Raw genomic sequence first — 24,947 nt, 5'->3', positions numbered from 1 at the left:
CCAGAAATGCACCCGCGGAGGCATTCTGGATTGCTTCGTCGCTTCGCTCCTCGTAATGACGGAGGTTGCAGCACTACCTCCCGATGATCACCCCGATCACGTTCGGCGCGGCCAGGTATTTCTCCTCGATCGCCGCGCGCGCGGCGGCGCGGTTCTCGGCCGTCAGCAGGCCGCGCTTCTCGGCCAGAATCATCCAGCAGAAGCCCCACCAGTCGGTCAGCATGCCCTGATCGTCGACGAGGTCGTAACCCTGCTCGGCTGCGAAGATGCGTGCATGCGCTTCGTCCAGCGTATCGAGGAACAGATGGTCCTCGGGCGAAAACAGATCGTCGCTGATGTCGTCGATCGTGTAGCCCCAGATCGACTGGCACACGGCGTTGAATTCGCGGTCGAACTGGTCGTCGTCGACGGCAAAGCGCCGCGCTGTCTGATGCAGCCGCGACAGCGAGCGCGCGAAGTCGGCGATGCGGGTGAGAGCAAACTGATCGAAGGCAATGTTGGACATGTAGTCCTCGCAGAGTCTGACAGACGCTAGATATTGTGTCGGCAGCGCGCCGAATCACAATGATATATCAAAGACTTGCTAAAGTGTTCTTAATTTGTTCCAGTGCCACCTAAATGCTGTGTGTGGTCGCCCGAAATGCAGGTGCTCAAATTGCCCTCTGCGGATAGCCGGAATCGAAAGGGGCCGCCTTGCGACAGCCCCTTGCCGGTTGCAATTCTTGTTCGGGATGCGAAATTCCAGCCCCGGCGGCAGCCAAGTTAGAGCTCGCAAACGACTTCGGCGACTCCGGATAAATACCGAACGTAGCGCTGTCCCAATTTCGGTTGGCAAACCCCGGGAATTCAATGACAGCGCGAGGCCGCGATCGCATGGACGCGGCGATCGCCGAGCAGATGGGCGACGAAACCGCTCTTTGGAAAAATCTTTGCGAACGCCGCATCGCGGATGCTGAGGCCGCCGGCATAGGCGCCGAAGGCCGGCATCACGGCGCGCATTCCGTCGCTGGCGAAGCAGCGGCGCTCCATCGAACGGCCGCGTGCGGAGACGCGGGCCTTCGGATGCAGATGGCCGGCGATCTCGCCATCCGCGCCGGTCGGCTCGTGGCGGAACGTGATCGGGCCGATCGCGACTTCGTCGGCGATCGTGCCGCCGAGATCGCGCGGCAACATGGGATCGTGATTGCCCGAGATCCAGATCCAGTCGCGGCCGGTCTGGAGCGTGGCGACGGCATCGCGATCGTCAGGCGACAGCCGCTCATGCGCGGTGCGGTCGTGAAAGCTGTCGCCGAGCGCGATGACGGTGCGCGGGTTATGGCGGGAGATGACAGCAGCGAGACGGCTCAGCGTGGCCAGCGTGTCGTAAGGCGGCAGCAGCACGCCGCGCGTGGCGAAGCTGGAGCCTTTTTCCAGATGCAGATCGGAGACGACGAGCAGGCGCTGCTCGTCCCAGAACAGCGCGCCGGAGAGATCGGTGTGGAGCGAGACGCCGGCAACATCCACGTGCAGTGTGTTCGTCACCGAAAATGCGACTTGCTCCGTCATGACCGGGCATAAACGTTCGAAGAACGGCGTCGCTTCCGCTCGCCTACGCCCGGCCATCCACGCTTTTGCCGCAACAAGAAAGACGTGGATGCCCGGGTCAAGCCCGGGCATGACGATGTGGATGGGGTTGCGCGCCTCACTGGCAGAAATTCTCTACGACATCGCCTCTTTGACGAGTTCGTCGGCGGCTTCCGCCAAAAGCTCGTCTGCAGCTTCGCCATAAACTGACTCGCGGCCGATTTCCAGCATCACGGGGACGGCGAGTGGGGAGACGTGGTCGAGTTCCCGGTGGGTGATGCGGCCCTGGATGCGGGCGAGCATGTCGCCGAGGCGGCGCAGGTCGAGCAGGCCCGTGGCGGCATCGGCGCGGGCGGCGCGCAGCAGGACGTGGTCGGCTTGGTGTTTCCGCAAGACGTCGTAGACCAGATCGGTCGAGAACAGCACCTGGCGGCGGCTCTTCTCTTCGCCGGTGTGGCGGCGCGCGATCAGGCCGGAGATGATCGCGCAGTTGCGGAACGTGCGTTTCATCAGCGCGGATTCGGCGAGCCAGGCCTCGAGGTCATCGCCGAGCATATCGGGGGCGAACAGCGCGTTGAGGTTGACCCGGCCGTCGCGAATCATGAAGGAGAGATCGCCAAGCCCCCAGATCGCCACCGCATATTCATTGGCGACGAATCCGAGCGGCCGGGCGCGGGCGCGCTCGAGCCGTCGCGTCAGCAGCATGCCGAGGGTCTGATGCGCGAGCCGACCCTCGAAGGGATAGCAGACGATGTAATGCTTGTTGGCGCGCGGAAAGCTCTCGACCAGGAGCTCGCGCACCGCGGGCACGCGCGAAACATCCTTCTGCAGCGACAGCCAGTCGCGCACCTGCTCCGGCAAGCCTTTCCATGCGCGCCCGTCGTCGAGCAGGCGGCGAACGCGTTCGGCAAGATAGGTCGAGAGCGGGAACTTGCCACCCATATAGGACGGCACTTTCGGATCCTTGTCATGCGCGCGCGAGACATAGACCTGATCCTCAACCAGGGTCTCGTAGCGCACCACCTCGCCGCTGAACACGAAGGTGTCGCCGGGGCTGAGGCCCTCGATGAAGGCCTCCTCGATCTCGCCGAGCAGCCGGCCGCCGCGCGCGATCACGCCGGTCGATCCGCCTGCTTTTCCCTGGCTGCCGCCGCGGGAGCGCACCAGACGCACTTTCAGCATATCGTCCTCGACGATGGTGCCGACATTCATCCGATAGCTCTGCCGCACTTTCGGGTTAGCAACGCGCCAGCGGCCCTCCTTGTCCTGCTTGATACGGGCGAAGCGCTCATAGGTCTTCAGCGCGTAGCCGCCGGAGGCGACGAAATCGACGACATCGTCGAAATCCTGCCGCGACAGGTTTGCGTAGGGCGCCGCGGTCCGGACCTCGCCATAGAGCTCGTCACTGAAAAACGGTTCGCCACAAGCGCAGCCGAGCACGTGCTGAGCCAGCACGTCGAGCGCGCCGGTGCGCAAGGGCGGCGTGTCCTGCGCATTCTCCGCGATGGCGTCGATGGCGACGCGGCACTCCAACACCTCGAACCGGTTGGCCGGCACCAGCACGGCGCGCGAGGCTTCATCGAGGCGATGGTTGGCGCGGCCGATGCGCTGCATCAAGCGCGACGATCCCTTGGGTGCGCCGATGTTGACGACGAGATCGACGTCGCCCCAGTCGACGCCGAGGTCGAGCGAGGAGGTGCAGACCACGCCGCGCAGGCGCCCTGCCGACATCGCGTCCTCGACCTTGCGGCGCTGCGCAACGTCGAGCGAGCCGTGATGCAGCGCGATCGCAAGGCCGTCGTCATTCATGCTCCAGAGATTCTGGAACAGCATCTCGGCCTGGCTGCGGGTGTTGACGAAGACCAGCGTGGTCTTGTTCGCCTTGATCAGCTCGTAGATTTCCGGAAGCGCGTGGCGCGCGCTGTGGCCGGCCCAGGGCAGGCGCTCGCGCGTATCCAGCATCTCGACCTCCGGCGGAGCGGCGCCGCCAGCGACGACGATGTCGGCGGCGACCTTCCCGCCTTCGGGCTGCGGCACCAGGAAGCGCGCGAGCTGATCCGGCTCCGCCACCGTCGCCGAAAGGCCGATCGCGCGCATCTGCGGCGCAAGCCGCCACAGCCGCGCGAGCCCGAGCGAGAGCAGATCGCCGCGTTTCGACGTCACCAGCGCGTGCAGCTCGTCGAGCACGATGCGCTTGAGCGAGGAGAACAGGAACGGCGCATCGTCAGAGGAGAGCAGCAGCGCTAGCTGCTCGGGTGTCGTGAGCAGGACGTCCGGCGGATAGCGCCGCTGGCGCTGGCGCCGCGACACCGGCGTGTCGCCGGTGCGGGTCTCGACCTTGATCGGGAGGCCCATCTCGGCGATGGGGCGCTCGAGGTTGCGGGCGATGTCGACGGCGAGCGCCTTGAGCGGCGAGATGTAGAGCGTGTGAAGGCCGCTACTGCGCTGCACGGTGCGACCGGTAGAGACGACGGCTTTCGTCGGCGCCGCGAGGGCGGCACTCAGCTCCACCAGCGTCGGCAGGAATCCCGCCAGCGTCTTGCCGGCGCCGGTCGGCGCGATCAAGAGCGCGGAACGGTCCTCGCGCGCCTTCTCTAGCAGTGCGAGCTGATGCTCACGCGGTGACCAGCCCCGGGCCGCGAACCATTGCTGGAAGCGCTCGGGCAGCAGCGCGGAGGGCTCGGCCGGGGATTTGAGGATGCGGGGCGGCACGGCATCACAGGTAAGCCGTAGGGGTGAGTTCGTCGAGGGGGTGGGAGAGCGAGATGCATCTCCGGCGTCATGGCCGGGCTTATGCGGGCTTGTCCCGGCCATCCACGTTCTCACCCGCGGTGACAAAGACGTGGATGCCCGGGACAAGCCCGGGCATGACGAGTTTGTGAAGCCAGCGTGAGTCCAACTGCCTCCGTCCCTGCGGAGGCTCCCGCTCACCCTACCCTCTCCCGCAAGCGGGGAGAGGGGAAGAGAGAGCGGTGCGCCTTCCCTACTCCGACATCGGCTTGTCGGAGATGTCCCAATCCTTGCCGCTGAAGGTGGAGATGAACAGCGTCTTCATCGGCGTGTAGTCCTCGGGCGTGTAGCTGTAGGTGACGCCGTCGAGGAAGTAGGGCGAGTGGAAGCCCGCGAGTGTGGAGGCCTGCTTCAGCACGTTGGCGCGGGTGAGATCGTCGCCGCAGCGGCGCAGGATCTCGCCCATGGTCACGGCCTGGCCGTAGCCGGCAAAGGCGATGGTGTTGTCGGGATCGATGGTCGGCATGTACTTTTTGCGCAGCTCCTCGAACGCCATCACGTCGGGGTCCTTCTCCCATTTGGGCAGGCCGACCTCTTTGTTGTAGCGGATGGCGACAATGCCGGTGGCGTTCTCAAGGCCCGCAGCGTTGAGGATAGAGCGGCCGGTCGAGCCGGCCGACAGCAGCTGCAACGGCTTCCAGCCGAGCTCGGCGACTTTGCGGATCGACTGCGAGGAGGCCTTCCCGGTGGAGATGTTGTAGAAGACGTCCGCGCCCGACTTCGAGAGATTGATCAGTTGGGAATCGACCGTCGGATCGGTGAGATCGTAGGTCTGCTCCATGATCACCTGCGCAGTGCCGCCGGCATCGGCCAGCACCTTCTTGAACGGCCCCAGGAAGTCGCGGCCGAAATCGTCGTTCTGGTAGAGGATGCCGACCTTGGCATTCGGCTTCACGCTGACCACGTGCCGCGCCAGTATGCGCGCCTCGGTCGGGTAGAGCGGCAGGCCGGCCATGGTCCATTTGAACTCTTTCGGATTGTTCCACTTCGACGCGCCGGTGTTGAGCAGCAACTGCGGTACGCCCTTGGAGTTCAGATATTTGTGCACGGAGGTCTGCGGTGCGGTTCCGAGCGAGCCGTAAAGCGCCAGCACCTCCTCCTGCTCGACCAGGCGCCGCGTCGCCTCGACGCATTTCGGCGCGCTGTAGGCATCGTCCATGGTGAGGAACTTGATCTTGCGTCCGTTGATGCCGCCCTTCTCGTTCAGCATCTGGAAATAGGCTTCGCCGATGCGCCCGAGCACGCCGTAGAGCGAGCCGGGACCGGAATGCGGCACGGTCTGTCCGATCTTGATCTCGGTGTCGCTGGCACCCGCATCGTATTTCTTCTCCGCCGCCCGGACATACGGCGCGGGCAAGGTGGAGGCAGCGATGGTGGCGAGCGCGCCGGCGCTGAAATCGCGCCGCGATGGATTCCTGGTCATTGTTGGCTTCTCCCTGGTGCGTGCATTGTGCTGGGAAGGCAGCATCGCTCGCAAGTGGGAAGTCGTCGCTTTGCCACGCAATGACACTCAAATCATTCGAGTTGCAGCGCCTAGACTCAAGTTTTCTCGGCGACGACGACGAGGCCGCGCACCGGCTCGTTGTTCTCGTTGCGTGGCGAGGCCGGCTCCAGCGTCAGCAGCATGAGGCCGGCTTTCGCAATGGCGCCGCCGACATATTCCGCCGAGTGGGCATAGCGCAGACCTTCGCCGAGCACGATGCCGCTCCCGTCGTGCGTCTCCAGCGTGAAGGCGAGCACGCCGCCGGGTACGAGCACGCGCTTGGCCTCAGTCAGCACGGGCGCGAGATCGGAGAGATAGACGAACGCGTCCGCGGCGACGACGAGATTCGCGCTGGCATCAGGCTTGGTGCGCAGGCCTTCGATCATGTCGGCGACCTCGAGCTCGGCATAGAGCCCGGTGGCGCGCGCCTCCTTGATCATGCCGGGCGAGAGATCAATACCGATGAAATGGTCGACCTGCTTTGCGAAGGCAGCTGCCGCAAGTCCCGTGCCGCAGCCGAGATCGATGGTGCGCTTGAAGAAGGCCGGCTTCTTGGCGGCGACGCGCGCGGCCAGCACCGCTTTGAAGATCAGCGCAGGCGCGCGATAGCCGAGATCGTTGATCAGCGCGTGCTCGAAGCGAGGCGCATATTGATCGAACAGCGCCTGCACATAGGCCTTCGGCATCTGCGCCATTTCAGTATCGCCGAGCCGCATCAGATGCAGGCCGGCGCCATGCTGATCCTCCGGGTCGGAAGCGCGCGCTTTCCGAAACGCCGCGATTGCCTTGTCGCGCTCGCCGAGCTGCTGACGGATCTCGCCGAGCGTGAACCAGGCCGAGGTAAAATTCGGCGCAAGCTCGATCGCCTGCTCCAGCAGGTCGGCGGCGGCGGGCAGGTCGCCCTTGAGCTGGAGGTCGCGCGCGAACTCGAAACGGCGGTCGGCCATGAGATCGCCGGAGGTCAGGAACAGGCGGAGCGGCATGGGGAACTTGGCTCGTCATTGCCGGGCTTGTCCCGGCAATCCATCAAAAAAGCAACTCTTTAAGAGGATGGACGCGCCGGTCCCGCCTCCGCCAAATGGCTTCGGCGGGCTTTTACACCACCGGGCCGGCGAAGCCTAGCGGACACGGCAAGCCCGCGCATGACGGGTTAATATCGGGACACCGCTGCCTATATCACTTCCATGCGTCCTCAAGAGATCCTGCTGCCAGTTGCTGCCGGGCTGTGCTGCAAGCCCGGCGGCTTCCACGTCGATCCTGTCCGTCCCGTGGAGCGGGCCGTCATCACGCACGGCCATTCGGACCACGCCCGTGCCGGCCATGGCGCCGTGCTGGCGACGCAGGAAACGCTGGATATGATGCGGCTGCGCTATGGCGAGAATTTTGCCGGCTCGATCCAAGTCATCCGCTATGGCGAGGAGATCCGGCTCGGCGACGTCCGGGTGAAGTTTCATCCGGCGGGGCATGTGCTGGGCTCGGCGCAGATCGCAGTGACCTGCAAGGACACCTGCATCGTCGCCTCCGGCGACTACAAGGACGCGCCCGACCCGACCTGCGCTTCGTTCGAGCTCGTGCCCTGCGATGTCTTCATCACGGAGGCGACTTTCGGCCTGCCGGTGTTCCGGCACGGCAATGCGGCCGATGAGGTGAAGAAGCTGCTGGCCTCGGTCGCACTGTTTCCGGAGCGTGCGCATCTCGTCGGCGCCTATTCGCTCGGCAAGGCGCAGCGCTTGATCGCGCTGCTGCGGCAGGCCGGCTTTGACGCGCCGATCTACCTGCATGGCGCGATGGAGAAGATCACCGAATACTATCAGAGCCGCGGCATCGAGCTGGGCGAGCTCAGGCCGGTGAAGGGCATGAAGAAGGCGGCGCTCGCCGGCACCATCACACTGGCGCCGCCCTCGGCGACGTCAGATCTCTGGACGCGCCGCTTCCCCGATCCCGTCACCGCGTTCGCCTCGGGCTGGATGCGCGTGCGCGCCCGCGCGCGGCAGCGCGGCGTCGAGCTGCCGCTGGTGATTTCCGATCACGCCGATTGGGACGGCCTCACCGCGACCATTGCGGCGACCGGCGCGGGCGAAATTTGGGTCACGCACGGGCAGGAAGACGCGCTGGTGCATTGGTGCCAGTCGCAAGGCCTCCGCGCGCGGCCGCTCGATCTCGTCGGCTATGGCGACGAGGAGGAGACCGAGACGCCGCTCACGGACGAGGCCGAGGCATGAACCGCTTCGCCGAATTGCTGGACCGCCTCGCCTACGAGCCCGGCCGCAACAACAAGCTGCGGCTGATCACCAGCTACTTTCGCGAAGTCGGCGATCCCGACCGCGGCTATGCGCTGGCGGCACTGACCGGCGCGCTCAGCTTCAAGCACGCCAAGCCGGCGCTAATCCGCGATCTCATCGCAACGCGCACCGATGAGGTGTTGTTCGGGTTGAGCTACGACTATGTCGGCGATCTTTCGGAGACGGTGGCGCTGATGTGGCCGAAGGCATCGCTGGCCGCTCACAACAACCCGCCTTCGCCGACTCTCGCAGAGGTCGTCACCACGCTGCGCACGCTCGGCAAGACCGAGCTGCCAAAGCAGCTCGAGCGCTGGCTCGACGAGCTGGATGAAACCGGCCGCTGGGCGCTCTTGAAACTCGTCACCGGGGCGCTGCGCATCGGAATTTCCGCGCGGCTGGCGAAGACAGCCGCTGCAGCACTGGGCGACAAGGATCCGCATGAGGTCGAGCTGATCTGGCCGGGGCTCGCGCCGCCCTATCTCGACCTGTTTGCCTGGCTGGAAGGCCGCGCCGACAAGCCGGTCAATCGCGATCCCGCGCCGTTCCGCCCCGTGATGCTGGCACACGCGATCGAGGAGACGGATTTCACGACACTGGATCCCGCCGACTACATTGCCGAATGGAAATGGGACGGCATCCGCGTGCAGGCGGTGGCCGGCCGCGACGAGCGCGGCCACATCACCGCGCGGCTCTACTCGCGCACCGGCGAGGACATCACGGGGAGCTTTCCGGATCTCGTGCCGTCGCTGCGGCTGCCCGGCGCGATCGACGGCGAGCTATTGATCCTGCGCGAGGGCCGCGTCCAGAGTTTCAACGTCCTGCAGCAGCGGCTCAACCGCAAGGTCGTCTCGCCGAAGCTGATCAAGGAGTTTCCGATCCATCTTCGCGCCTATGATCTGCTCGGTGACGACGAGAACGATCTGCGCGAATTGCCGTTCGCAGAGCGGCGCGAACGGCTCGAGACATTCATCGCAAAGCTCCACGATCCCCGCATCGATCTCTCCCCCACCGTCCCCTTCGCAAGCTGGGAGGCGCTGACCGCCGCGCGTGCCGACCCGGCAAGCGCCGGCGCGGGCGAAGACGCGGACGCGGTCGAAGGCGTCATGCTGAAGCGGCGGGACGCGCCTTATCTGCCGGGCCGGCCGAAGGGACAATGGTGGAAGTGGAAGCGCGACCCGCACATCATCGACGCCGTGCTGATGTATGCGCAGCGCGGCCACGGCAAGCGGTCGTCGTATTACTCCGACTACACGTTTGGCGTCTGGACCGAAGGCGAGAGCGGCGACGAGCTGGTGCCGGTCGGCAAAGCCTATTTCGGTTTCACCGACGAGGAGCTCTTGCAGATCGATCGTTTCGTTCGCCGCAACACCACGGAAAAATTCGGCCCCGTCCGCCATGTCGTGCACGAGGCGGACAAGGGCCTGGTGCTGGAGGTCGCTTTCGAGGGCCTGCAGCGTTCGCCGCGGCACAAATCCGGCGTCGCGATGCGCTTTCCCCGCATCAGCCGCCTGCGCTGGGACAAGCCGCCGCGGGAGGCGGATAGGCTGGAGACGCTGGAGAGGATGTTGAAGGCGGAGGCGGCGGAGATTGAGGTGTGAGCCGGGCGAGGCTTGAGGCTGGACGCAGCCGCGACGGCAGTACGCCCCTCTCCCGCTTGCTTGCGGGAGAAGTTAAGGAGCCCGCGGCCAGTGGCGTGCCACAACAGAAGCTCTGGCGCGCTTGCCCGAATTAAACTCCCGTAACCCGATTGACGCCCCTTCACGGGTTCCCCATGTCCCCCGCCGTGCCTTATAATGGGATCGAATCCGCCCGAGGAGTTTGCGATGGTCCAAGACGTCAGAGATTTGCCGGCCGGCCGCAGCGACGGCCTGCACCGCTTTCTCGGCGGCTCGCCGCTGGCGGTCGCGTTTCGGCTGGTCCTGCTCTCGATCCTGGTCGGCGTCGTGCTCGCCGCGATCGGTTTCGATCCCTGGAATATCATCTACAGCATTCGCCTCTTGTTCCAGCGGCTCTGGGATCTCGGCTTCGACGCTGTCAACTGGCTGTGGCGCTACTTCCTGCTCGGCGCGGTCATCGTGATCCCGATCTGGCTGCTCTCGCGCATCTTCGGCGCCCCGCGCGGCCGGTAACGACTTGCTTCGGGGAGTGCGCAGCCGATGCAACTGCGTTTCGTCGGCTGCGGTGACGCCTTCGCCTCCGGCGGCAGGCTCAACACCTGCTTTCATGTCTCGGGGCGCAGGGCGAACTTTCTGATCGATTGCGGCGCGTCGGCCCTGCCGGCGCTGAAGCGGCTCGCGATCGACCGTAACGAGATCGATCTCATCCTCATCACGCATTTCCACGGCGACCATTTCGCCGGTCTGCCGTTCTTCCTGCTCGACGCACAGTTCTCGCGGCGGACGCGGCCGCTGACGATCGTGGGCCCGCAGGGTCTCGAGACGCGGCTCAGCCAAGTGATGGAAGCGTTGTTCGAGCATTCCTCGAAGACAAGACAGCATTTTGAACTCAAGATCATCGAGCTCGCGCCGAAGCAAAGCCGAAGCTTCGACGCGGTGACGGTGACGCCCTACCCGGTCGTGCATGGCGAATCCGGCGGCCCCTTCCTTGCCTACCGCGTCGAAGCCGAGGGCCGCACGCTCGCCTACAGCGCCGATACCGAATGGACGGAGGCGCTCATTCCGCTGGCGCATGGCGCGGACCTTTTCATCGTCGAAGCGTATATGTACGAGAAGGTGGTCAAGAATCATCTCAGCCTGAAGACATTGGAACAGCACCTGACCGCCATCGGCGCCAAACGTCTGGTCCTCACCCACATGAGCGACGACATGCTGTCGCGCCTGGACGACATCGAGCATCTCGCCGCCGAAGACGGCATGGTGCTCGTGTTCTGACATGCACGCGCCTGTCCCCCTCAAGATCGGCTCCCGTCAGGTGTTCGCCATCGCCGGCCCCGCGATGGTCGCGAACCTGACGACGCCGCTGATCGGCGTGGTCTCGACCACCGCAATCGGACGGCTCGATGATGCCGCCCTGCTCGGCGGCGTCGCGATGGCCTCCGTGATCTTCGACTGCCTGTTCTGGCTGTTCGGCTTCCTGCGCATGAGCACGCTTGCCTTCACCGCGCAGGCGCTCGGTGCGGGCGAGACGCGCGAGCAGACCGTAATCCTGGTGCGCGGCTTCATCGTCGCAGGGCTGATCGGCGCGGCGCTGATCGCACTGCAATTGCCGCTTGCTGGCGTGCTGCTCGACCTGATGGGCGGCAGCGAAGGCGTCACGCGCGCGGCAAAAACCTATTTCACGATCCGGATCTGGTCCTCGCCATTCGCCTTCGCCAATTACGTCATCCTCGGCTGGCTGGTCGGGCAGGCCCGCGCCAATCCGGCGCTCGCGCTCCAGGTCGTCATCAACCTCATCAACATGGCGGCGACGATCCTGCTGGTGCTGGTCTACGACACCGGCATCGCGGGTGCGGCGATCGCCGCGCTGCTGTCGGAGAGCGTCGGCTTCGCGCTCGGCGTCGTGGTTTGCCGGCGCTATGCGCATGGCGGCTTTGCCGTTCCCCGCGCAACGCTGTTCGACCGCGCCAAGCTGATGCGGATGCTGGCGGTGAATTCCGACATCCTGATCCGCACCGCGGCGCTGATCAGCGTGTTCCTGTTCTTCACCGCCAAGGGTGCGCGCGCCGGCGACGTCACGCTGGCCGCGAATTCGGTGCTGAACAACTTCCTGCTGGTCAGCGCCTTCTTCCTCGACGGCCTCGCCAATGCGGCCCAGCAGCTCTGCGGCCGCACCTTTGGCGCGCGCGATGCCAAAGGCTTTGCGGATTCAACCCGGCTGGTGCTCTCGTGGGGCCTCGGCTTCGCGATGATCGTCGCGGTGGTGTTCGCGCTGCTTGGGCCTGATATCATCAACTTCATGACCGCAAGCGAGGACGTCCGCCACGCCGCGCGCGCCTTCCTGCCGTTCATCGTGCTCGCGCCCATCCCCGGCGTGTTCGCCTTCGGCTTCGACGGCATCTATGTCGGCGCGACCTGGGCGCGCGAGATGCGCAACCTGATGCTGGCCTCACTCGCGATCTTCCTCGGCGTCTGGCTGGCGCTGCAATCTCTAGGCAATGCCGGGCTGTGGTGCGCGCTGATCGCATTCTATATCGCCCGCGGCGGCTTGCAGGGCGCAAGATATCCGGCGCTGTTCAGGGCGACGTTTTTAAAGCCGTAGCTCTCGTCTCCCGGACGCGGCGCAGCACGCAGTGATGCGACGCAGAGCCGGGACCCAGCAGCCTTTGGGCCCCGGCTCTGCAGCGCACCGCTGAAGGAGCGCTGCGCTGCGTCCTGGGCACGAGACTGCCTTACATCCCCGGCCAATCTTCCGCCGTGAGCGTCGCCGCATCGGCGCCGACGATCTCCGACAGCGAATCCCGCCCCGTGCGCAGTAGCGTCGAGGTGAGGTCGCGCTTGATCTCGTCGACGAGGCCGAGGCCCTTGTAGACCAGTGACGAATAGAGCTGGATCAGGCTCGCGCCGGCGCGGATCTTCGTCAGCGCGGCACCGCCGGAATCGACGCCGCCGACGCCGACCAGCGGGAAGGCGCCCTCGACCCGCACATAGGTCTCCGCAACCATGCGCGTCGACAGGCGGAACAGCGGCCGGCCGGAAAGACCGCCCTGCTCCTTGGCGCGTATCTCCTCGCGCAGCGTGCTCGGCCGCGCGATGGTGGTGTTGGACACGATCATGCCGTCGACCTTGCGCGAGCGCGCGACCTGCACGACGTCGTCGAGCTGGGCGAGGCTCAAGTCCGGCGCGATCTTGAGCAGCACCGGCGTATCGCCGGCCTTCTGCCGCACCCGCTCGCGCGCGTCGATCACCCGCGCAAGCAGGTCATCGAGCAGCGCGCCCTCCTGGAGATTGCGCAGGCCCGGCGTGTTCGGCGAGGAGACATTGACCGTGAAGTAGCTCGCGACCGGCGCGAAGGTCTCGATCAGCTTGACGTAGTCGCCGACGCGGTCAGGCGAATCCTTGTTGGCCCCGACATTGACGCCGACGATGCCGCCATGCTGCGCGCGCGCAGCGAGCCGGCGCAGCGCAATTTCGGCGCCGTCATTGTTGAAGCCCATCCGGTTGATGACCGCTTCGTCGCGCTCGAGGCGAAACAGCCGCGGCCGCGGATTGCCTCCTTGCGGCTTCGGCGTGACCGAGCCGATCTCGACGAAGCCGAAGCCGAGCCGCAGCAACGCATCCGGCACCTCTGCGCTCTTGTCGAAGCCCGCGGCCATGCCGACCGGATTGGGAAAGTTGAGCCCGAAGGCGCGCACCGCGAGCTTGGCATCGTCAGGACGCGGCTTGACCGGCGGCAGGAAGCGCAGGCCCTGGATGGCGAGGCGATGCGCATCCTCCGGATCGAGCCAGCGCAGCACCGGCAGCGAGAAAGCGTCGAAGGCACGGATCACGGCAGAAGCTCCGGTGTGTCGTGGCCGCCGTCGGAGCGCATGTTGAGGTTCGTCACCGCGATCACGGCGCCGAGATCGAGCTCGCCATAGAGATGCGGAAACAGCTCGTCGTTGCGCGAGCGCTCCCAGCGCAAGTCGCTGCCGAGCGCATCGCCGTCGACCTCGATCAGGAACAGCGCGCGCTGCCCGAAATAGTGCTTGCGCAGGGTCTCGGGAACCTGGGAGGCAGTCGAGAAATGGATGAAACCGTCGCGCGCATCGTCCGCGCTGCCCCGGTACACGCCCTGCCGTTCCGCCTCGCGCCAGGCCGAGGCCGGACAGATTTTGTAGATCTTGACCACCGCTTACGCAGCCCTGTTTGCTCTTTGAGTCTTTTGAGTTTTTTTCGTCTGTCGGGGTCGTTCGAAACCCGGCGAGACCGTAAAGGCGGCCCCCTCCGAACTCAAGAGTTAGCCACCGCCTCTTGCGCGAAAAGCGGAAAACCGGTTGATTTGCGGACAGTTTTCCTGGGTTGCGACGGGCTGGACCTTCCATGGTCAGGCAGGCCAAAGCGCAGAGGATACTGACTCACGACCAGATCTGGGTTGCGCTGGATCGGCTGGCGGAGCGCGCCGGCCTGTCGCCGTCGGGCCTCGCCAAACGCGCCGGGCTCGATCCAACCACCTTCAACAGATCGAAGCGCGTCACCTCCGACGGCCGCGAGCGCTGGCCCTCGACCGAATCGATCGCGAAGGCGCTGGCGGCGACCGGATCCTCGATCGACAGCTTCGCCAGGCTGATCGGCGACGAGGCGGGCGAGGACCGCTCCGTTCCGCTGCTCGGCTTCGCGATGGCGGGCGCGAGCGGCGCTTTCGACGAATCAGGTTTTCCGTCCGGCAAGGGCTGGACCGAGGCAGCGCTTCCCAATGCCGAAGACGGCCGCACTTTCGCGCTGGAGATTTCCGGCGATGCGCTTGCACCTGTGTATCGCGACGGCGACATCATCCTGGTCTCGCCCGGCGCGCCGGTCCGCAAGGGCGATCGCGTGGTGGTGAAGACGAGGACGGGCGAGGTGACGGTCGCGACACTGAAGCGTCGCACGGCGAAGGCGCTGGACTTGCAGCCGCTCGAGGCGATGCAGGGCGAGCGCACGCTCGCGACGAGCGATGTGGCGTGGCTCGCGCGGATCGTGTGGGCGAGCCAGTGATGGCGTCGTGACCGCACCATGACACCGGCCGCATCTGCAGCGGCGATCTTGCGACTCACCGCCCCTCTCGCCTAGGTTGCGCACGCATTGCCGATCAAGTTCATCTGAGGGGGAATATGATGAATCGCCGCCACGCATTGAAAGCGCTCGCGGGTCTTGCGCTGTGTCCGCTCTGCAAGCCGGGCTTCGCCGCCGAAGGCGCGCATTGGAGCTACGAGGGCGCCGGCGGTCCGGCCAAATGGGGCGATCTCGACGCGGCCAACAAGGCCTGCGCGGTCGGCCTGCAGCAATCGCCGATCGACATCGAGGCGACGATCAAGTCGCAATTGCCGGCGCTGAAGCTGAACTGGGGCAAGAGCGCCGACACCATCGTCAACAACGGCCATACCATCCAGCTCAATTTCGCCGAACGCAGCATGCTTCTTCTCGGCGAGGTCAAATACAAGCTGCTCCAGGTCCACTTCCATCGGCCGAGCGAGCACATGATCGGCGGCAAGAATTTTGCGATGGAGGCGCATTTCGTCCACCGCAACGATACGGGCGGCCTCGCCGTGGTCGGAGTCTTGATGACGGAAGGCAAGGCGAATGCCGCCTTCGCCAAGATCGTCAAGACCATGCCGGCGGCGGAAGGCCCCGCGGTGAAAGCGGACGCCGGCATCGATCCGCATGCCATGTTGCCGCCGAAGCTCGGCTATTACCGCTATTCCGGCTCGCTGACGACGCCGCCCTGCTCGGAGGTGGTGGAATGGCTGCTGCTCGCCGACCCCATCCAGGTGTCGGCCGCCGATGTCGCCGCGTTCGCAAAACTCTATCCGATGAATGCGCGGCCCGTGCAGAAGGACAACCGGCGCTTCGTGCTGCGGTCGATTTGAGTTGCGACTCCAATCAACGTCGTCGTCCCGGCGGACGCCGGGACGACGACGAGAATGCATTGTCTACGCGCTGCGCGCCAGCGCACCGTCGATCATGTTGACCGCGTTCTGCACGCCGTAGACCGCGACGAAGGAGCCGAAGCGCGGGCCTTTCTCCTGGCCGAGCAGAACCTGGTAGAGCATGTTGAACCAGTCGAGCGTGACGCCCGGACGGCCATCCTTGCCCTTCTTGATCTGGTCGAGGAACGGCTCGCGGCGGCCGATCTCGTAGACGACGTTCTGGATGTCCTCGGCAGATGCATCCTGCGGCAGCTGCGAGAGCGCATCGCGCAGATCCTGCAGCGCGGCGCGCTCGGTCTCGGTCGGCGTGCGGAACTGCTTCGTCGGCGCGACGAAGTCGCGATAGTAGTTGATGGCGTAGCCGACCATCGCATCGAGCTTCGGATGCGTCTGCGGGGTCACGCCGGGACGATAACGGCCGATGAAACCCCACAGCGTCTCGGCATTCTCCGCATTGGACGACGACACCAGCGTCAGCAGCAGCTGGAAGGTGACGGGCATGTCGCCCTGCGGCGGACGGCCGTTGTGGATGTGCCAGACCGGATTGCCCAGCTGCTGCTTGTCGTCCTGCTTCGGAAAGCCGTCGATGAACTGCTGGTAGTCGTCGACATTGCGTGGGATGACGTCGAAGTACAGACGCTTGGCCGCCTTCGGTTCGCGGTACATGAACAGCGACAGCGATTCCGGCGAGGCATAGCGCAGCCATTCGTCGATGGTGAGGCCGTTGCCCTTCGACTTCGAGATCTTCTGACCCTTCTCGTCGAGGAAGAGCTCGTAGTTGAAACCTTCGGGCGGCGTGCCGCCGAGCGCCTTCGCGATCGCGCCCGAGAGCTTCACGGAGTCGATCAGGTCCTTGCCGGCCATCTCGTAGTCGACACCGAGCGCGACCCAGCGCATCGCCCAGTCCGCCTTCCACTGGCACTTGACGTTGCCGCCGGTGACTGATGTCTCGACCTCCTGGTTGGTATCAGGATCGACATAAGTCACCGTTCCCGCTGCGACGTCGCGGCGGATCATCGGCACCTGCAGCACCACGCCGGTGGTCTTGCTGATCGGCAGGAACGGCGAATAGGTCGCGCGGCGGTCGGGCCCGAGCGTCGGCAGGATGATCGCCATGATCTTGTCGTAGGCGGCCAGCATCTTGAGCAGCGTCGCGTCGAAGCGGCCGGACGTATAATAGTCCGTCGAACTCGCGAACTCGTAGTCGAAACCGAAATGGTCGAGGAACTTGCATAGGCGTGCATTGTTATGCGCGCCGAAGCTATCATGCGTGCCGAAGGGATCGGGCACGCGCGTCAGCGGCTTGCCGAGATTAGCTTCCAGGGGTGCCCTGTTCTTCACGTTGTCCGGCACCTTGCGCAGGCCGTCCATGTCGTCCGAGAAGGCGAGCAGGCGCGTCTTGATCTTGTCCTCGGTGAGCACGCGGAAGGCATGGCGCACCATAGAGGTGCGCGCGACCTCGCCGAAGGTGCCGATATGCGGCAGGCCGGACGGACCATAGCCGGTCTCGAACAGCACCTCGTCCTTGGGGCTTTTCTTCAGCCGCGCGACAATGGCCTTCGCCTGCTCGAACGGCCAGGCGTTGGATTGTTCGGCGAGCGCACGCAGGTCGCTCGGGTTCGCAGCGAGATCGATAACGGACATCAGGGGGCCTCCGGGCCGCGGAAAATAGCGATTTCCGGGCAGAATGCAAAAATGGTCTTGATCGTCATTCCGGGGCAATGCGTCAGCATCGAACCCGGAATCTCGAGCTTCCGGGTCTGGTCCTTCGGACCATCCCGGAATGACAAGTCAACAATCTCGAGATTCCGGGTTCGCGCTTTGCGCGCCCCGGAATGACGGCGTTGGTTGACTAGAACGGGCTCACCGAGAAATAGCGCAGCCAAAGATCGGTGTAGCGGCCTTTTTCCCAGACGCGGAACAGGGCCCAGTTCAAGGCTTGGCGCAGCACGTCGTTGCCCTTGCGCACAGCAATGCCGATGCCCTCGCCGAAGAAGCGGCTCTCGACGAAGGGGCCGCCGGAGAAGGCGCAGCAATCGCCGGAATCGGTGCCGTTGATCCAGAACGCCAGCGAGATGGCATCGCCGAAGATGAAGTCGACCTCGCCCTTGCGAAGTGCGGCGCGTAAGCTCTCGTCATTGGGATAGCCGTGCAGCTCGGCGTCTGTGAACATCGCCTTCAGATAGGCTTCATGCGCCGAGCCGGCGATGACGCCGACCTTCTTGCCCTCGAGATATTCCGGGCGGATCTCCGGCATCACCGCGTCCTTGCGCGAGACGAAGCGCGCCGGCACGCGGTAATAGGGATCGGTGAAATCGACGCGGGCGCGCAGCTGCGGGCTCACCGCCATCGAGGCGATAATGGCATCGCCCCGGTTGGAGGAGAGCGCGTCGACCAGCGTCTCGAAGCGGCGCATCTGCACCGTGCAGGTGACCTTGATCTCCTCGCACAGGCTGCGTGCAAGGTCGACGTTGAAGCCGGCCGGGTTGCCGTCGGCACCGGTGTAGTTGAAGGGGGGATAGTCGGTCTCGGTCAGAAAGCGGATCACGGTCAGGCGCGACAGGTCCGGCCGCTCCGGCCGGCGCCGCGGGTCCCAGAAGCCGGGAACCGCCTGCGGCGCGGCCTGGGGCGCCGCCGGAGGCTGCTTGGCCGGGGCCTGGGCGTTCGCGCCGGGCAAGCCCGCGAGCAGGCTGACGGCGGCGGCCAGTCCGAGCAGGGCGCGGCGCACGATTTTGGACGGTTTTGCCTGTCGCGACGGGGCCATCGGCGGGAAAGTAATGAATTTCATTGAGATCGGGGGCCTTATAGACCATCCCGCCGAGAACGCGAGCGCCGATTGTGGCCACTTGGTCGTCTGCCCGGGCCTTGTCCCGGGCACCACGCTCCCTGGCGAGCGCGCGAAGGCGTGAATGGCCGGGTCGAGCCCGGCCATGACGGCTGAATCAAAGATACCGCTTCAAATCGGCCGCGGCCTCTTCCGGGGTCCGTTTCAGATTGAACGGCGAGACGAAGCGGCCGTCGCGGTCCATCAGGTAGACCAGCGCTGTGTGATCCATGGTGTAGTCACCGTCCTTGGTCGGGACCTTCTTGGCGTAGACGCGGTACGAGGTGATCACCTTGGCGGTCTCGGCGGGATCGCCGGACAGACCCTCGAGGTGTGGATCGAAGCTCGACAGATAGTCCTTCATCGTCGCCGGCGTATCGCGCTCGGGATCGACCGAGATGAAAACGGCGTTGACCTTGTCGGCATCCTTGCCCATCGCACGCAGCACTTCCGAGATCTCGAACAGCGAGGTCGGGCAGACGTCGGGGCAATGAGTGTAGCCGAAGAAGATCAGGGTCGGCTTGCCCTTTAGGCTCTTGTCGGTGACGGCCTTGCCGTTCTGGTCGGTGAGCTGGAATGGGCCGCCGATCGCGGCCGGCTGGGCCACCTTGCTGACTCCGCCCATGGCCCAGAACATGATCAGCAGCCCGAGGACGAGGCTTGCGGCGAAGGCGGTCGCGATCACCAGCGGACGGGCGGCGGAGCTCATGAGCGGAAAACTTCCTGTCGCGGATCAGAAGCAGGCGGCAAAGCCAGTCCTGATCATTTCGAAGAACACCTGGCTGCCATAGTGGAACCAGAGCGCCAGCCCGCCGAGCACGACCAGCCCGCCCGCGCCTGCGAACAGCAGCACGGACGGCGTCCGCCCGGCAGTGGGCGAATTGTCCGATACAGGATGCGCGGGGTGCAGCGGTTGAGCCATGACAACGATGGGGGGCGAAGGCCCCCGGTTTCCAGGCCTTCAAATAGGCTTTAGCCCGCCTGCGGGCAAGGCGCGGCCAAGCAGGCAGGGCGCCGCCAAGCAGGTAAGACGCCACCAAGCAGGTAAGACGCCGCCGGCGAGCCAAACGACCCGTCGTGCCTGTGGTGTCAGTGAAGAAGTTGGCCCCGGGCGGTCTCGACCTGCTCCGGTTGCGGGAGGGACCGGCGTGCCGGCTTGATCGCCAAAGCCTGGGCGTCCATGTAGCAGGGCTTGTACATGGCCTGGAGCTGCTTGCCCCTCAGGAACAGCATGTGCGGGGTCAGGCCGCCGCGCTGCGCGATCCAGCGCTTCACCTGCGACGGATACATCGCATAGAGCATCTGGGTCGCTTCGGGATTGGTGACGGCGCGGCCATTGGCGCCGAAATCCCAGGCGGCGTGGAAGCCGAGCGTCGCACTCGAGGTGACGCAGATGCGGTTATGCGGGATGGCGCCGAGGACGATGGTGCAGGCCGAGGCGCAGAGGCCGTCGATGATGACGGTCTCGCCCGATTGCCTGAGGTCCTGGTATTTGTCGACGTAGGTTCCAATCCGGCCGCCGCGGTCATCCGCGATCCGGACCACCGCGTGAGAAGCCCCCATGCCCGCGATCAAGAGAACCGCCGCAAGCAACCCCGTCAGAAACTTCATTGTCCCCCGCCCCGGTCGAATTCGAATCTGCGTGTCAGGTGGTGATGCAGTGCTAGCGTCCGTCGTAACCAAGGTTTTGTCTAGGCAGGCCGGCTTGATCAAAACAAATTCAAATCCAGTGTTGCGTCCGCGCTGCACCTGGCCGGTCTCTATCCCAAAGTGGAACAAGTTAACGAGGTCTTACGCGCCACGCCCTTGATCTCAGTTACGACCGCTGGCTTCAATCCGGGCAACTACAGGGGGGAACTCTTGGAGGGGGAAAGCATGGCTGAGAAAACAGACATCATCGTGGTCGGCGCGGGACTGTCGGGACTCGTGGCCGCGACCGAGATCGCTGATGCAGGCAAGCGCGTGATTGTCGTCGACCAGGAAGGCGAGCAATCGCTCGGCGGCCAGGCGTTCTGGTCGTTCGGCGGACTGTTCCTGGTCGATTCGCCGGAGCAACGCCGGCTCGGCATCAAGGATTCCTTCGAGCTTGCGATGCAGGACTGGATCGGCACCGCCGGCTTCGACCGCGACGAGGACTACTGGCCGCGCCAATGGGCCGAGGCCTATGTGGCTTTCGCGGCCGGAGAGAAGCGCGCCTGGCTGCGCGCGATGGGCCATCGAATCTTCCCAGTCGTCGGCTGGGCCGAACGCGGCGGCTATGACGCGATGAGCCACGGCAATTCGGTGCCGCGCTTCCACGTCACCTGGGGAACCGGGCCCGGCATCGTCGAACCGTTCGAGCGCCGCGCGCGCGAGGCGGCGAAGAGCGGCCGGCTCAGCTTCAAGTTCCGCCATCGCGTCGATGCGCTCTCCATCAGCAACGGCACCGTAGATGGCGTCAGCGGTGTCGTGCTCGCGCCTGACAATATCGAGCGCGGCAAGAGCTCCTCGCGCAACGTGGTCGGCGAGTTCGCGCTGAAGGCGCAGGCGGTGATCGTGGCTTCCGGCGGCATCGGCGGCAATCATGAGCTGGTACGGCAGAACTGGCCGCAGCGGCTGGGCGAGCCGCCAAAATTCATGATCTCCGGCGTGCCCGAGCACGTCGACGGCCGCATGATCGGCATCACCGAGAAATCAGGGGCGCGGCTGATCAACCGTGACCGCATGTGGCACTATGTCGAAGGCATCCAGAACTGGTCACCGATCTGGCCGCGCCACGGCATCCGCATCCTGCCCGGCCCCTCCTCGATGTGGTTCGACGCAACAGGCACGCGATTGCCGGCGCCGCTCTTCCCGGGCTCCGACACGCTCGGCCAGCTCAAATACATCATGTCGACCGGCTATGATTATTCCTGGTTCATCCTGACCCAGAGCATCATCAAGAAGGAATTCGCGCTGTCGGGCTCAGAGCAGAACCCTGACCTCACCGGCAAGAGCTGGCGCATGACCTTGCGCCGCGCCACCAACAAGGGCGCGCCGGCACCGGTGGAAGCATTCAAGAACCATGGTGTCGACTTCATCGTGCGGGACAAGCTGGATGATCTCGTCGCCGCCATGAACAAGCTCGCGGGCAGCGATCTCCTCAAGCTCGAGCACATCAAGATGCAGATCGAGGCGCGCGACCGCGAGATCGCCAATCCTTACGTCAAGGATGCGCAGGTGATGAACATCCACAATGCGCGGCGCTATATCGGCGACAAGCTGATCCGCACCGCCTCTCCGCACCGCATCCTCGACCCCGCGCAGGGACCGCTGATCGCGGTCAAGCTCAACATCCTGACCCGCAAGACGCTGGGCGGCTTCGAGACCGATCTCGACTCCCGCGTGTTCGGCCAGGAGGGCAGCGTCATTCCCGGTCTTTACGCGGTCGGCGAAGCCGCCGGTTTCGGTGGCGGCGGCGTGCACGGCTATCGTTCGCTGGAGGGCACGTTCCTCGGCGGCTGCCTGTTCTCCGGCCGCAATGCCGGCCGCGCGGCGGCGAAGGCGGTGGGGTAGATGCGGCGGTGGATCCAGATCGGCGCGCTTGTTGCGAGTCTCGCCGCCGGCCCGGCTGCGTTCGCCGACACCATCGACGTCAACGGCGTGATGCGGTCCTACACCGTGCAACTGCCGGCCATACGCGCCGTGCCGCTCGTGATCGTGCTGCACGGCAAGACCCAGCGCGGCGCCGACATGATTTCTCGGACGGCGTGGCCGCAGGTCGCGAAACGTGAAGGCTTTGCCGTGGCGTTTCCTGATGGCCTCAACCATGCCTGGGCCGATGCGAGGACCAAGGCGGGACCCGCGCTTCGTGGTCCGCCGCCCAGCACCGACGACGTCGCCTTCATCGCAAAGCTGGTCGAGAAGCTAGTGGCAAACGGCACGGCTGATCCGAAACGCGTCTACGTCACCGGCATCTCCAATGGCGGCGCCATGGCGATGACGCTCGTTTGCGCCCGCGCCGATCTGTTTGCGGCGGCCGCGAGCGTGGTCATGAATCTCACCGATGAAGCCGCGGTCACCTGCCATCCGTCGCGGCCGCTGCCGATGCTGATCATGAACGGGACGGCCGACCCGCTGGTGCCGTACGAGGGCGGACGTGGATCGAGCTATTTTGCCGCAGACGGGTTCTGGTCGACCGAGGAGACGCTTGCCTTCTGGCGCAAGCTCAATGGCTGCGAGATCGATGATGGCGAAGTAACGGACTTGCCCGACAGGGCGGGCGCGGACCATTCCACTGTGACCCGGATCGCCTCACGCTGTCCCAGGGGACACGATGTCGTGCTCTATCGCGTCAAGGGCGGCGGCCATCGCATGCCTGGCTTCGCTGCGGATGCGCGCTTCCCGAGGGTCGCAACCGGCCTGCTCGGACCGCAGAACGGCGATATCGATGGCGCCGAGACGATCTGGACTTTTTTCAGTCAGTTTCCATGAGCGGCGCGTGCGTGTCCGGCAACGCATGCGTGCCGGGCAACGCATGCGTGCCTGGAGTGGCACGCTGCAGGGGGCTGCGCTAGACAGGGCCGCCATTCCCACCAGGAGATTCCAATGAGCATTCAGCGTTTCGAAACCGGCCCGCGCATGAGCCAGGTCGTCGTGCACGGCAACACCGTTTATCTCGCCGGCGTCGTCGCCAGCAAGGCCGCCGGTGAAAGCGTGACAAAGCAGACCCAGGACATCCTGGCCACCATCGACGGCCATCTCGCCAAGGCCGGCACCGACAAGTCGAAACTGCTCTCGGCCACGATCTACATCACCGACATGAAGACGTTTGGCGAGATGAACGCGGTGTGGGATGCCTGGGTCTCGCCCGGCAACACCCCGGCCCGCGCCACGGTCGAAGCCAAGCTGGCCGCGCCGCAATACACCGTCGAGATCATGGTGACTGCGGCGAAGTAATTTTCGCGTTGCGAATTCGCGCGCGCCGATGACCTCCGAGGTAATCGATCGGCGCGCGCAAACCTTCGATAGTGACGGTCAGCCGGACACGGCGTCATCGAAGGAGAGCTACATGACCGACCACACCGCCATCGCCCACTGCTATATCGATCTCTGGAACGAGCGCGCGACGAGCCGCCGTCGCGAGCTGCTGAGCGAGACCTGGACGGCGGATGCGAGCTATGTCGATCCGCTGATGAAGGGCGACGGTCCTGATGGCATCGACGCGCTGATATCAGGCGTGCAGCAGCGCTTTCCCGACTTCAAATTCAAGCTGATCGGCGAGCCCAACGGCTACGGCGACCATCTGCGGTTCTCGTGGGGGCTTGGTCCTGACGGCGTCGACAGCCCGATCAAGGGGACGGATTTCGCTGTGCTGAAGGACGGCCGGATCAGGAGCGTGACCGGATTTCTGGACCAGGTGCCCGCGGGGGCGTGAGGGACACTGCGCGTTACTACGCCCTCTCCCCTTGTGGGAGAGGGCATCACCGCTCGCAGACACTGGCTGACTGGGGTGAGGGGTATCTCTCCGCGCGCGAGTCTTGAGAGGTGAGTTCGCGGAGAGAGAACCCCTCATCCGGCGCTTCGCGCCACCTACTCCCGCAAGGGGAGAAGGAAGGAAGAAGCGCATCGACTGCAAATCAAGCTAACCGATACGCCGCCCTCGCATTCAGCCCAAACGCCTTCTCCCGCACATTCGGCCCAAGCTTCGCCAGGCACGCCTCCAGCGCGCCCTTGATCTCGCGATAGCTGCCCGCAAGCAGGCACACCGGCCAGTCGGAGCCGAAGATCAAACGGTCCTCGCCGAAACATGTTGCGGCGTGCGCGACGAACGGGAACAGCCGCTCCGCATCCCAATCGTCCCAGGCCGCTTCGGTCGCGAAGCCCGAGATCTTGCACCAGACATTGCCGCAGGCAGCCAGCGCCTTGATGCGATCGGCCCATTCGTCGCTGCCGCCATCGGCGATCGGCGGCTTGGCGGCGTGGTCGAGCACGAAGCGCGCTTCGGGGAAGGCCTGCGCGGTTGCGATCGCGGCCGGCAATTCGCGGGTGCGGACCAGGAAATCGTAGGTGAGATCGCTCGCGAAGATTGCGGTCAGGCCGCGCTGGACGTCTTCGCGCAACAGCCAATCCGGATCGACCTCGTCATGGACCTGGTGGCGGATGCCGATGAGCTTGTCCCCGCCGGGCAGGGCGCGGAGCCGATCTAGCGTTTCGACGAGATTGCCATCGGTCAAATCGGCCCAGCCGACGACGCCGATCACAGAAGGCGTCGCATGCGCAATGCGCAAGAACTCCTCCGTCTCCTCCAGCGCGGAGCGGCACTGCACCACGATGCTCGCGTCGATGCCGTTTGCCGTCAATAACGGCGCGAGATCGGCCGGGCCGAAGGCGCGGCGGATCGGCGCAAGCTCGGGCCCATCCATCCAGGGATAGTCGGCGCGGGCGGGATCCCAGAGATGCTGGTGCGCGTCGATGATCATG

At 65.2% G+C, this 24,947-nt stretch carries 23 protein-coding genes; 11 read left to right on the top strand and 12 right to left on the bottom strand.

The genetic code is table 11. From position 1 onward, the window contains the following. Nucleotides 1-73: 73 nt before the first annotated feature. The 5 genes from ACVWY3_RS32515 to ACVWY3_RS32495 all read right to left on the bottom strand — a co-directional run bounded on the left by ACVWY3_RS32515 (nt 74) and on the right by ACVWY3_RS32495 (nt 6,819). Complete coding sequence (locus ACVWY3_RS32515) at nt 74-505, bottom strand: hypothetical protein (RefSeq protein ID WP_456842112.1); 432 nt, start codon at nt 503-505, stop codon at nt 74-76. 341 nt (nt 506-846) lie between these two features. Next, on the bottom strand, nt 847-1,545 hold the full coding sequence (pdeM, locus tag ACVWY3_RS32510; protein WP_456843514.1) for a ligase-associated DNA damage response endonuclease PdeM: 699 nt from the start codon (nt 1,543-1,545) through the stop codon (nt 847-849). Nucleotides 1,546-1,698: 153 nt separating this feature from the next. Beyond that, entirely contained in the window at nt 1,699-4,275 is a 2,577-nt protein-coding gene (locus tag ACVWY3_RS32505) for a ligase-associated DNA damage response DEXH box helicase (RefSeq protein ID WP_456842111.1), read from the bottom strand. A gap of 271 nt (nt 4,276-4,546) precedes the next feature. Then, nucleotides 4,547-5,776 carry an ABC transporter substrate-binding protein gene (locus tag ACVWY3_RS32500; protein WP_456842110.1) on the bottom strand — a complete coding sequence of 410 codons (1,230 nt, stop codon included), beginning with the start codon at nt 5,774-5,776 and terminating at the stop codon, nt 4,547-4,549. A gap of 116 nt (nt 5,777-5,892) precedes the next feature. Further along, nucleotides 5,893-6,819 (bottom strand): methyltransferase domain-containing protein, encoded by a 927-nt coding sequence (locus ACVWY3_RS32495; protein WP_456842109.1) that lies wholly within the window; start codon nt 6,817-6,819, stop codon nt 5,893-5,895. Nucleotides 6,820-7,020: 201 nt separating this feature from the next. Between ACVWY3_RS32495 and ACVWY3_RS32490 the strand changes: the two genes are divergently transcribed. From ACVWY3_RS32490 to ACVWY3_RS32470, 5 genes are all read left to right on the top strand, one after another. Further along, a complete protein-coding gene (locus ACVWY3_RS32490) occupies nt 7,021-8,058 on the top strand; it encodes a ligase-associated DNA damage response exonuclease (protein ID WP_456842108.1) in 1,038 nt (345 codons plus the stop codon). Continuing rightward, nucleotides 8,055-9,716, top strand: a complete 1,662-nt coding sequence (locus tag ACVWY3_RS32485; RefSeq protein ID WP_456842107.1) for an ATP-dependent DNA ligase — start codon at nt 8,055-8,057, stop codon at nt 9,714-9,716. Before ACVWY3_RS32490 ends, ACVWY3_RS32485 begins: the two co-directional genes overlap by 4 nt. A 225-nt stretch (nt 9,717-9,941) precedes the next feature. After that, the gene (locus ACVWY3_RS32480) at nt 9,942-10,247 is read left to right on the top strand and encodes a DUF6460 domain-containing protein (RefSeq protein ID WP_456842106.1); all 306 of its coding nucleotides are present in this window, start codon (nt 9,942-9,944) and stop codon (nt 10,245-10,247) included. Between the two features lie 27 nt (nt 10,248-10,274). Beyond that, nucleotides 10,275-11,009, top strand: coding sequence for an MBL fold metallo-hydrolase (locus ACVWY3_RS32475; RefSeq protein ID WP_456842105.1), 735 nt, complete (start codon nt 10,275-10,277; stop codon nt 11,007-11,009). A 1-nt stretch (nt 11,010) separates the two neighbouring features. After that, entirely contained in the window at nt 11,011-12,336 is a 1,326-nt protein-coding gene (locus tag ACVWY3_RS32470; RefSeq protein ID WP_456842104.1) for an MATE family efflux transporter, read from the top strand. 130 nt (nt 12,337-12,466) lie between these two features. On the opposite strand, the gene ACVWY3_RS32465 is transcribed toward ACVWY3_RS32470, so the two are convergent. After that, entirely contained in the window at nt 12,467-13,564 is a 1,098-nt protein-coding gene (locus ACVWY3_RS32465) for a quinone-dependent dihydroorotate dehydrogenase (RefSeq protein WP_456842103.1), read from the bottom strand. Continuing rightward, nucleotides 13,561-13,905, bottom strand: a complete 345-nt coding sequence (locus tag ACVWY3_RS32460; RefSeq protein ID WP_456842102.1) for a DUF952 domain-containing protein — start codon at nt 13,903-13,905, stop codon at nt 13,561-13,563. The genes ACVWY3_RS32465 and ACVWY3_RS32460 overlap by 4 nt, the downstream gene beginning before the upstream one ends. A gap of 191 nt (nt 13,906-14,096) precedes the next feature. On the opposite strand from ACVWY3_RS32460, the gene ACVWY3_RS32455 reads away from it, so the two are divergent. Both ACVWY3_RS32455 and ACVWY3_RS32450 read left to right on the top strand, forming a co-directional pair. Beyond that, the gene (locus ACVWY3_RS32455) at nt 14,097-14,750 is read left to right on the top strand and encodes a S24 family peptidase (RefSeq protein ID WP_456842101.1); all 654 of its coding nucleotides are present in this window, start codon (nt 14,097-14,099) and stop codon (nt 14,748-14,750) included. Nucleotides 14,751-14,869: 119 nt separating this feature from the next. Further along, the gene (locus ACVWY3_RS32450) at nt 14,870-15,622 is read left to right on the top strand and encodes a carbonic anhydrase (RefSeq protein WP_456842100.1); all 753 of its coding nucleotides are present in this window, start codon (nt 14,870-14,872) and stop codon (nt 15,620-15,622) included. Between the two features lie 63 nt (nt 15,623-15,685). On the opposite strand, the gene ACVWY3_RS32445 is transcribed toward ACVWY3_RS32450, so the two are convergent. The 4 genes from ACVWY3_RS32445 to ACVWY3_RS32430 form a co-directional block, all read right to left on the bottom strand. Beyond that, entirely contained in the window at nt 15,686-17,326 is a 1,641-nt protein-coding gene (locus ACVWY3_RS32445; RefSeq protein WP_456842099.1) for a lysine--tRNA ligase, read from the bottom strand. Between the two features lie 208 nt (nt 17,327-17,534). Further along, nucleotides 17,535-18,446: a transporter substrate-binding domain-containing protein gene (locus tag ACVWY3_RS32440; RefSeq protein WP_456843513.1), complete on the bottom strand. Its 912-nt coding sequence runs from the start codon at nt 18,444-18,446 to the stop codon at nt 17,535-17,537. Nucleotides 18,447-18,624: 178 nt separating this feature from the next. Then, a complete protein-coding gene (locus ACVWY3_RS32435; protein WP_456842098.1) occupies nt 18,625-19,215 on the bottom strand; it encodes an SCO family protein in 591 nt (196 codons plus the stop codon). A gap of 380 nt (nt 19,216-19,595) precedes the next feature. Next, entirely contained in the window at nt 19,596-20,117 is a 522-nt protein-coding gene (locus ACVWY3_RS32430) for a hypothetical protein (RefSeq protein WP_456842097.1), read from the bottom strand. A gap of 264 nt (nt 20,118-20,381) precedes the next feature. Here ACVWY3_RS32430 and ACVWY3_RS32425 point away from each other — a divergent pair, with 264 nt between their 5' ends. The 4 genes from ACVWY3_RS32425 (at nt 20,382) to ACVWY3_RS32410 (ending at nt 23,901) form a co-directional block, all read left to right on the top strand. Then, a complete protein-coding gene (locus ACVWY3_RS32425; protein WP_456842096.1) occupies nt 20,382-22,040 on the top strand; it encodes an FAD-binding dehydrogenase in 1,659 nt (552 codons plus the stop codon). Beyond that, a complete protein-coding gene (locus tag ACVWY3_RS32420; RefSeq protein ID WP_456842095.1) occupies nt 22,041-22,958 on the top strand; it encodes an alpha/beta hydrolase family esterase in 918 nt (305 codons plus the stop codon). 114 nt (nt 22,959-23,072) lie between these two features. Then, nucleotides 23,073-23,423, top strand: a complete 351-nt coding sequence (locus tag ACVWY3_RS32415; RefSeq protein WP_011083946.1) for a RidA family protein — start codon at nt 23,073-23,075, stop codon at nt 23,421-23,423. A 112-nt stretch (nt 23,424-23,535) separates the two neighbouring features. Further along, a complete protein-coding gene (locus ACVWY3_RS32410; RefSeq protein ID WP_456842094.1) occupies nt 23,536-23,901 on the top strand; it encodes a nuclear transport factor 2 family protein in 366 nt (121 codons plus the stop codon). A 202-nt stretch (nt 23,902-24,103) separates the two neighbouring features. On the opposite strand, the gene ACVWY3_RS32405 is transcribed toward ACVWY3_RS32410, so the two are convergent. Beyond that, entirely contained in the window at nt 24,104-24,946 is an 843-nt protein-coding gene (locus ACVWY3_RS32405) for an amidohydrolase family protein (RefSeq protein WP_456842093.1), read from the bottom strand. Nucleotide 24,947: the final 1 nt, after the last annotated feature.

This window comes from Bradyrhizobium sp. USDA 4486 (assembly GCF_054057995.1).
Note: the sequence above shows the minus strand (reverse complement) of the source record. Positions and strands in the feature narration are given on the sequence as shown.

Excerpts from the sequence above, each read along its gene's own strand:
- ACVWY3_RS32490 (WP_456842108.1), top strand. The coding sequence starts at position 7,021 with ATGCGTCCTCAAGAGATCCTGCTGCCAGTTGCTGCCGGGCTGTGCTGC.
- ACVWY3_RS32440 (WP_456843513.1), bottom strand. The coding sequence starts at position 18,446 with ATGGCCCCGTCGCGACAGGCAAAACCGTCCAAAATCGTGCGCCGCGCC.
- ACVWY3_RS32485 (WP_456842107.1), top strand. The coding sequence starts at position 8,055 with ATGAACCGCTTCGCCGAATTGCTGGACCGCCTCGCCTACGAGCCCGGC.
- ACVWY3_RS32410 (WP_456842094.1), top strand. The coding sequence starts at position 23,536 with ATGACCGACCACACCGCCATCGCCCACTGCTATATCGATCTCTGGAAC.
- ACVWY3_RS32475 (WP_456842105.1), top strand. The coding sequence starts at position 10,275 with ATGCAACTGCGTTTCGTCGGCTGCGGTGACGCCTTCGCCTCCGGCGGC.
- ACVWY3_RS32405 (WP_456842093.1), bottom strand. The coding sequence starts at position 24,946 with ATGATCATCGACGCGCACCAGCATCTCTGGGATCCCGCCCGCGCCGAC.
- ACVWY3_RS32455 (WP_456842101.1), top strand. The coding sequence starts at position 14,097 with ATGGTCAGGCAGGCCAAAGCGCAGAGGATACTGACTCACGACCAGATC.
- ACVWY3_RS32415 (WP_011083946.1), top strand. The coding sequence starts at position 23,073 with ATGAGCATTCAGCGTTTCGAAACCGGCCCGCGCATGAGCCAGGTCGTC.
- ACVWY3_RS32495 (WP_456842109.1), bottom strand. The coding sequence starts at position 6,819 with ATGCCGCTCCGCCTGTTCCTGACCTCCGGCGATCTCATGGCCGACCGC.
- ACVWY3_RS32430 (WP_456842097.1), bottom strand. The coding sequence starts at position 20,117 with ATGAAGTTTCTGACGGGGTTGCTTGCGGCGGTTCTCTTGATCGCGGGC.
- ACVWY3_RS32515 (WP_456842112.1), bottom strand. The coding sequence starts at position 505 with ATGTCCAACATTGCCTTCGATCAGTTTGCTCTCACCCGCATCGCCGAC.
- ACVWY3_RS32450 (WP_456842100.1), top strand. The coding sequence starts at position 14,870 with ATGAATCGCCGCCACGCATTGAAAGCGCTCGCGGGTCTTGCGCTGTGT.
- ACVWY3_RS32500 (WP_456842110.1), bottom strand. The coding sequence starts at position 5,776 with ATGACCAGGAATCCATCGCGGCGCGATTTCAGCGCCGGCGCGCTCGCC.
- ACVWY3_RS32435 (WP_456842098.1), bottom strand. The coding sequence starts at position 19,215 with ATGAGCTCCGCCGCCCGTCCGCTGGTGATCGCGACCGCCTTCGCCGCA.
- ACVWY3_RS32445 (WP_456842099.1), bottom strand. The coding sequence starts at position 17,326 with ATGTCCGTTATCGATCTCGCTGCGAACCCGAGCGACCTGCGTGCGCTC.
- ACVWY3_RS32420 (WP_456842095.1), top strand. The coding sequence starts at position 22,041 with ATGCGGCGGTGGATCCAGATCGGCGCGCTTGTTGCGAGTCTCGCCGCC.
- ACVWY3_RS32470 (WP_456842104.1), top strand. The coding sequence starts at position 11,011 with ATGCACGCGCCTGTCCCCCTCAAGATCGGCTCCCGTCAGGTGTTCGCC.
- pdeM (WP_456843514.1), bottom strand. The coding sequence starts at position 1,545 with ATGACGGAGCAAGTCGCATTTTCGGTGACGAACACACTGCACGTGGAT.
- ACVWY3_RS32425 (WP_456842096.1), top strand. The coding sequence starts at position 20,382 with ATGGCTGAGAAAACAGACATCATCGTGGTCGGCGCGGGACTGTCGGGA.
- ACVWY3_RS32480 (WP_456842106.1), top strand. The coding sequence starts at position 9,942 with ATGGTCCAAGACGTCAGAGATTTGCCGGCCGGCCGCAGCGACGGCCTG.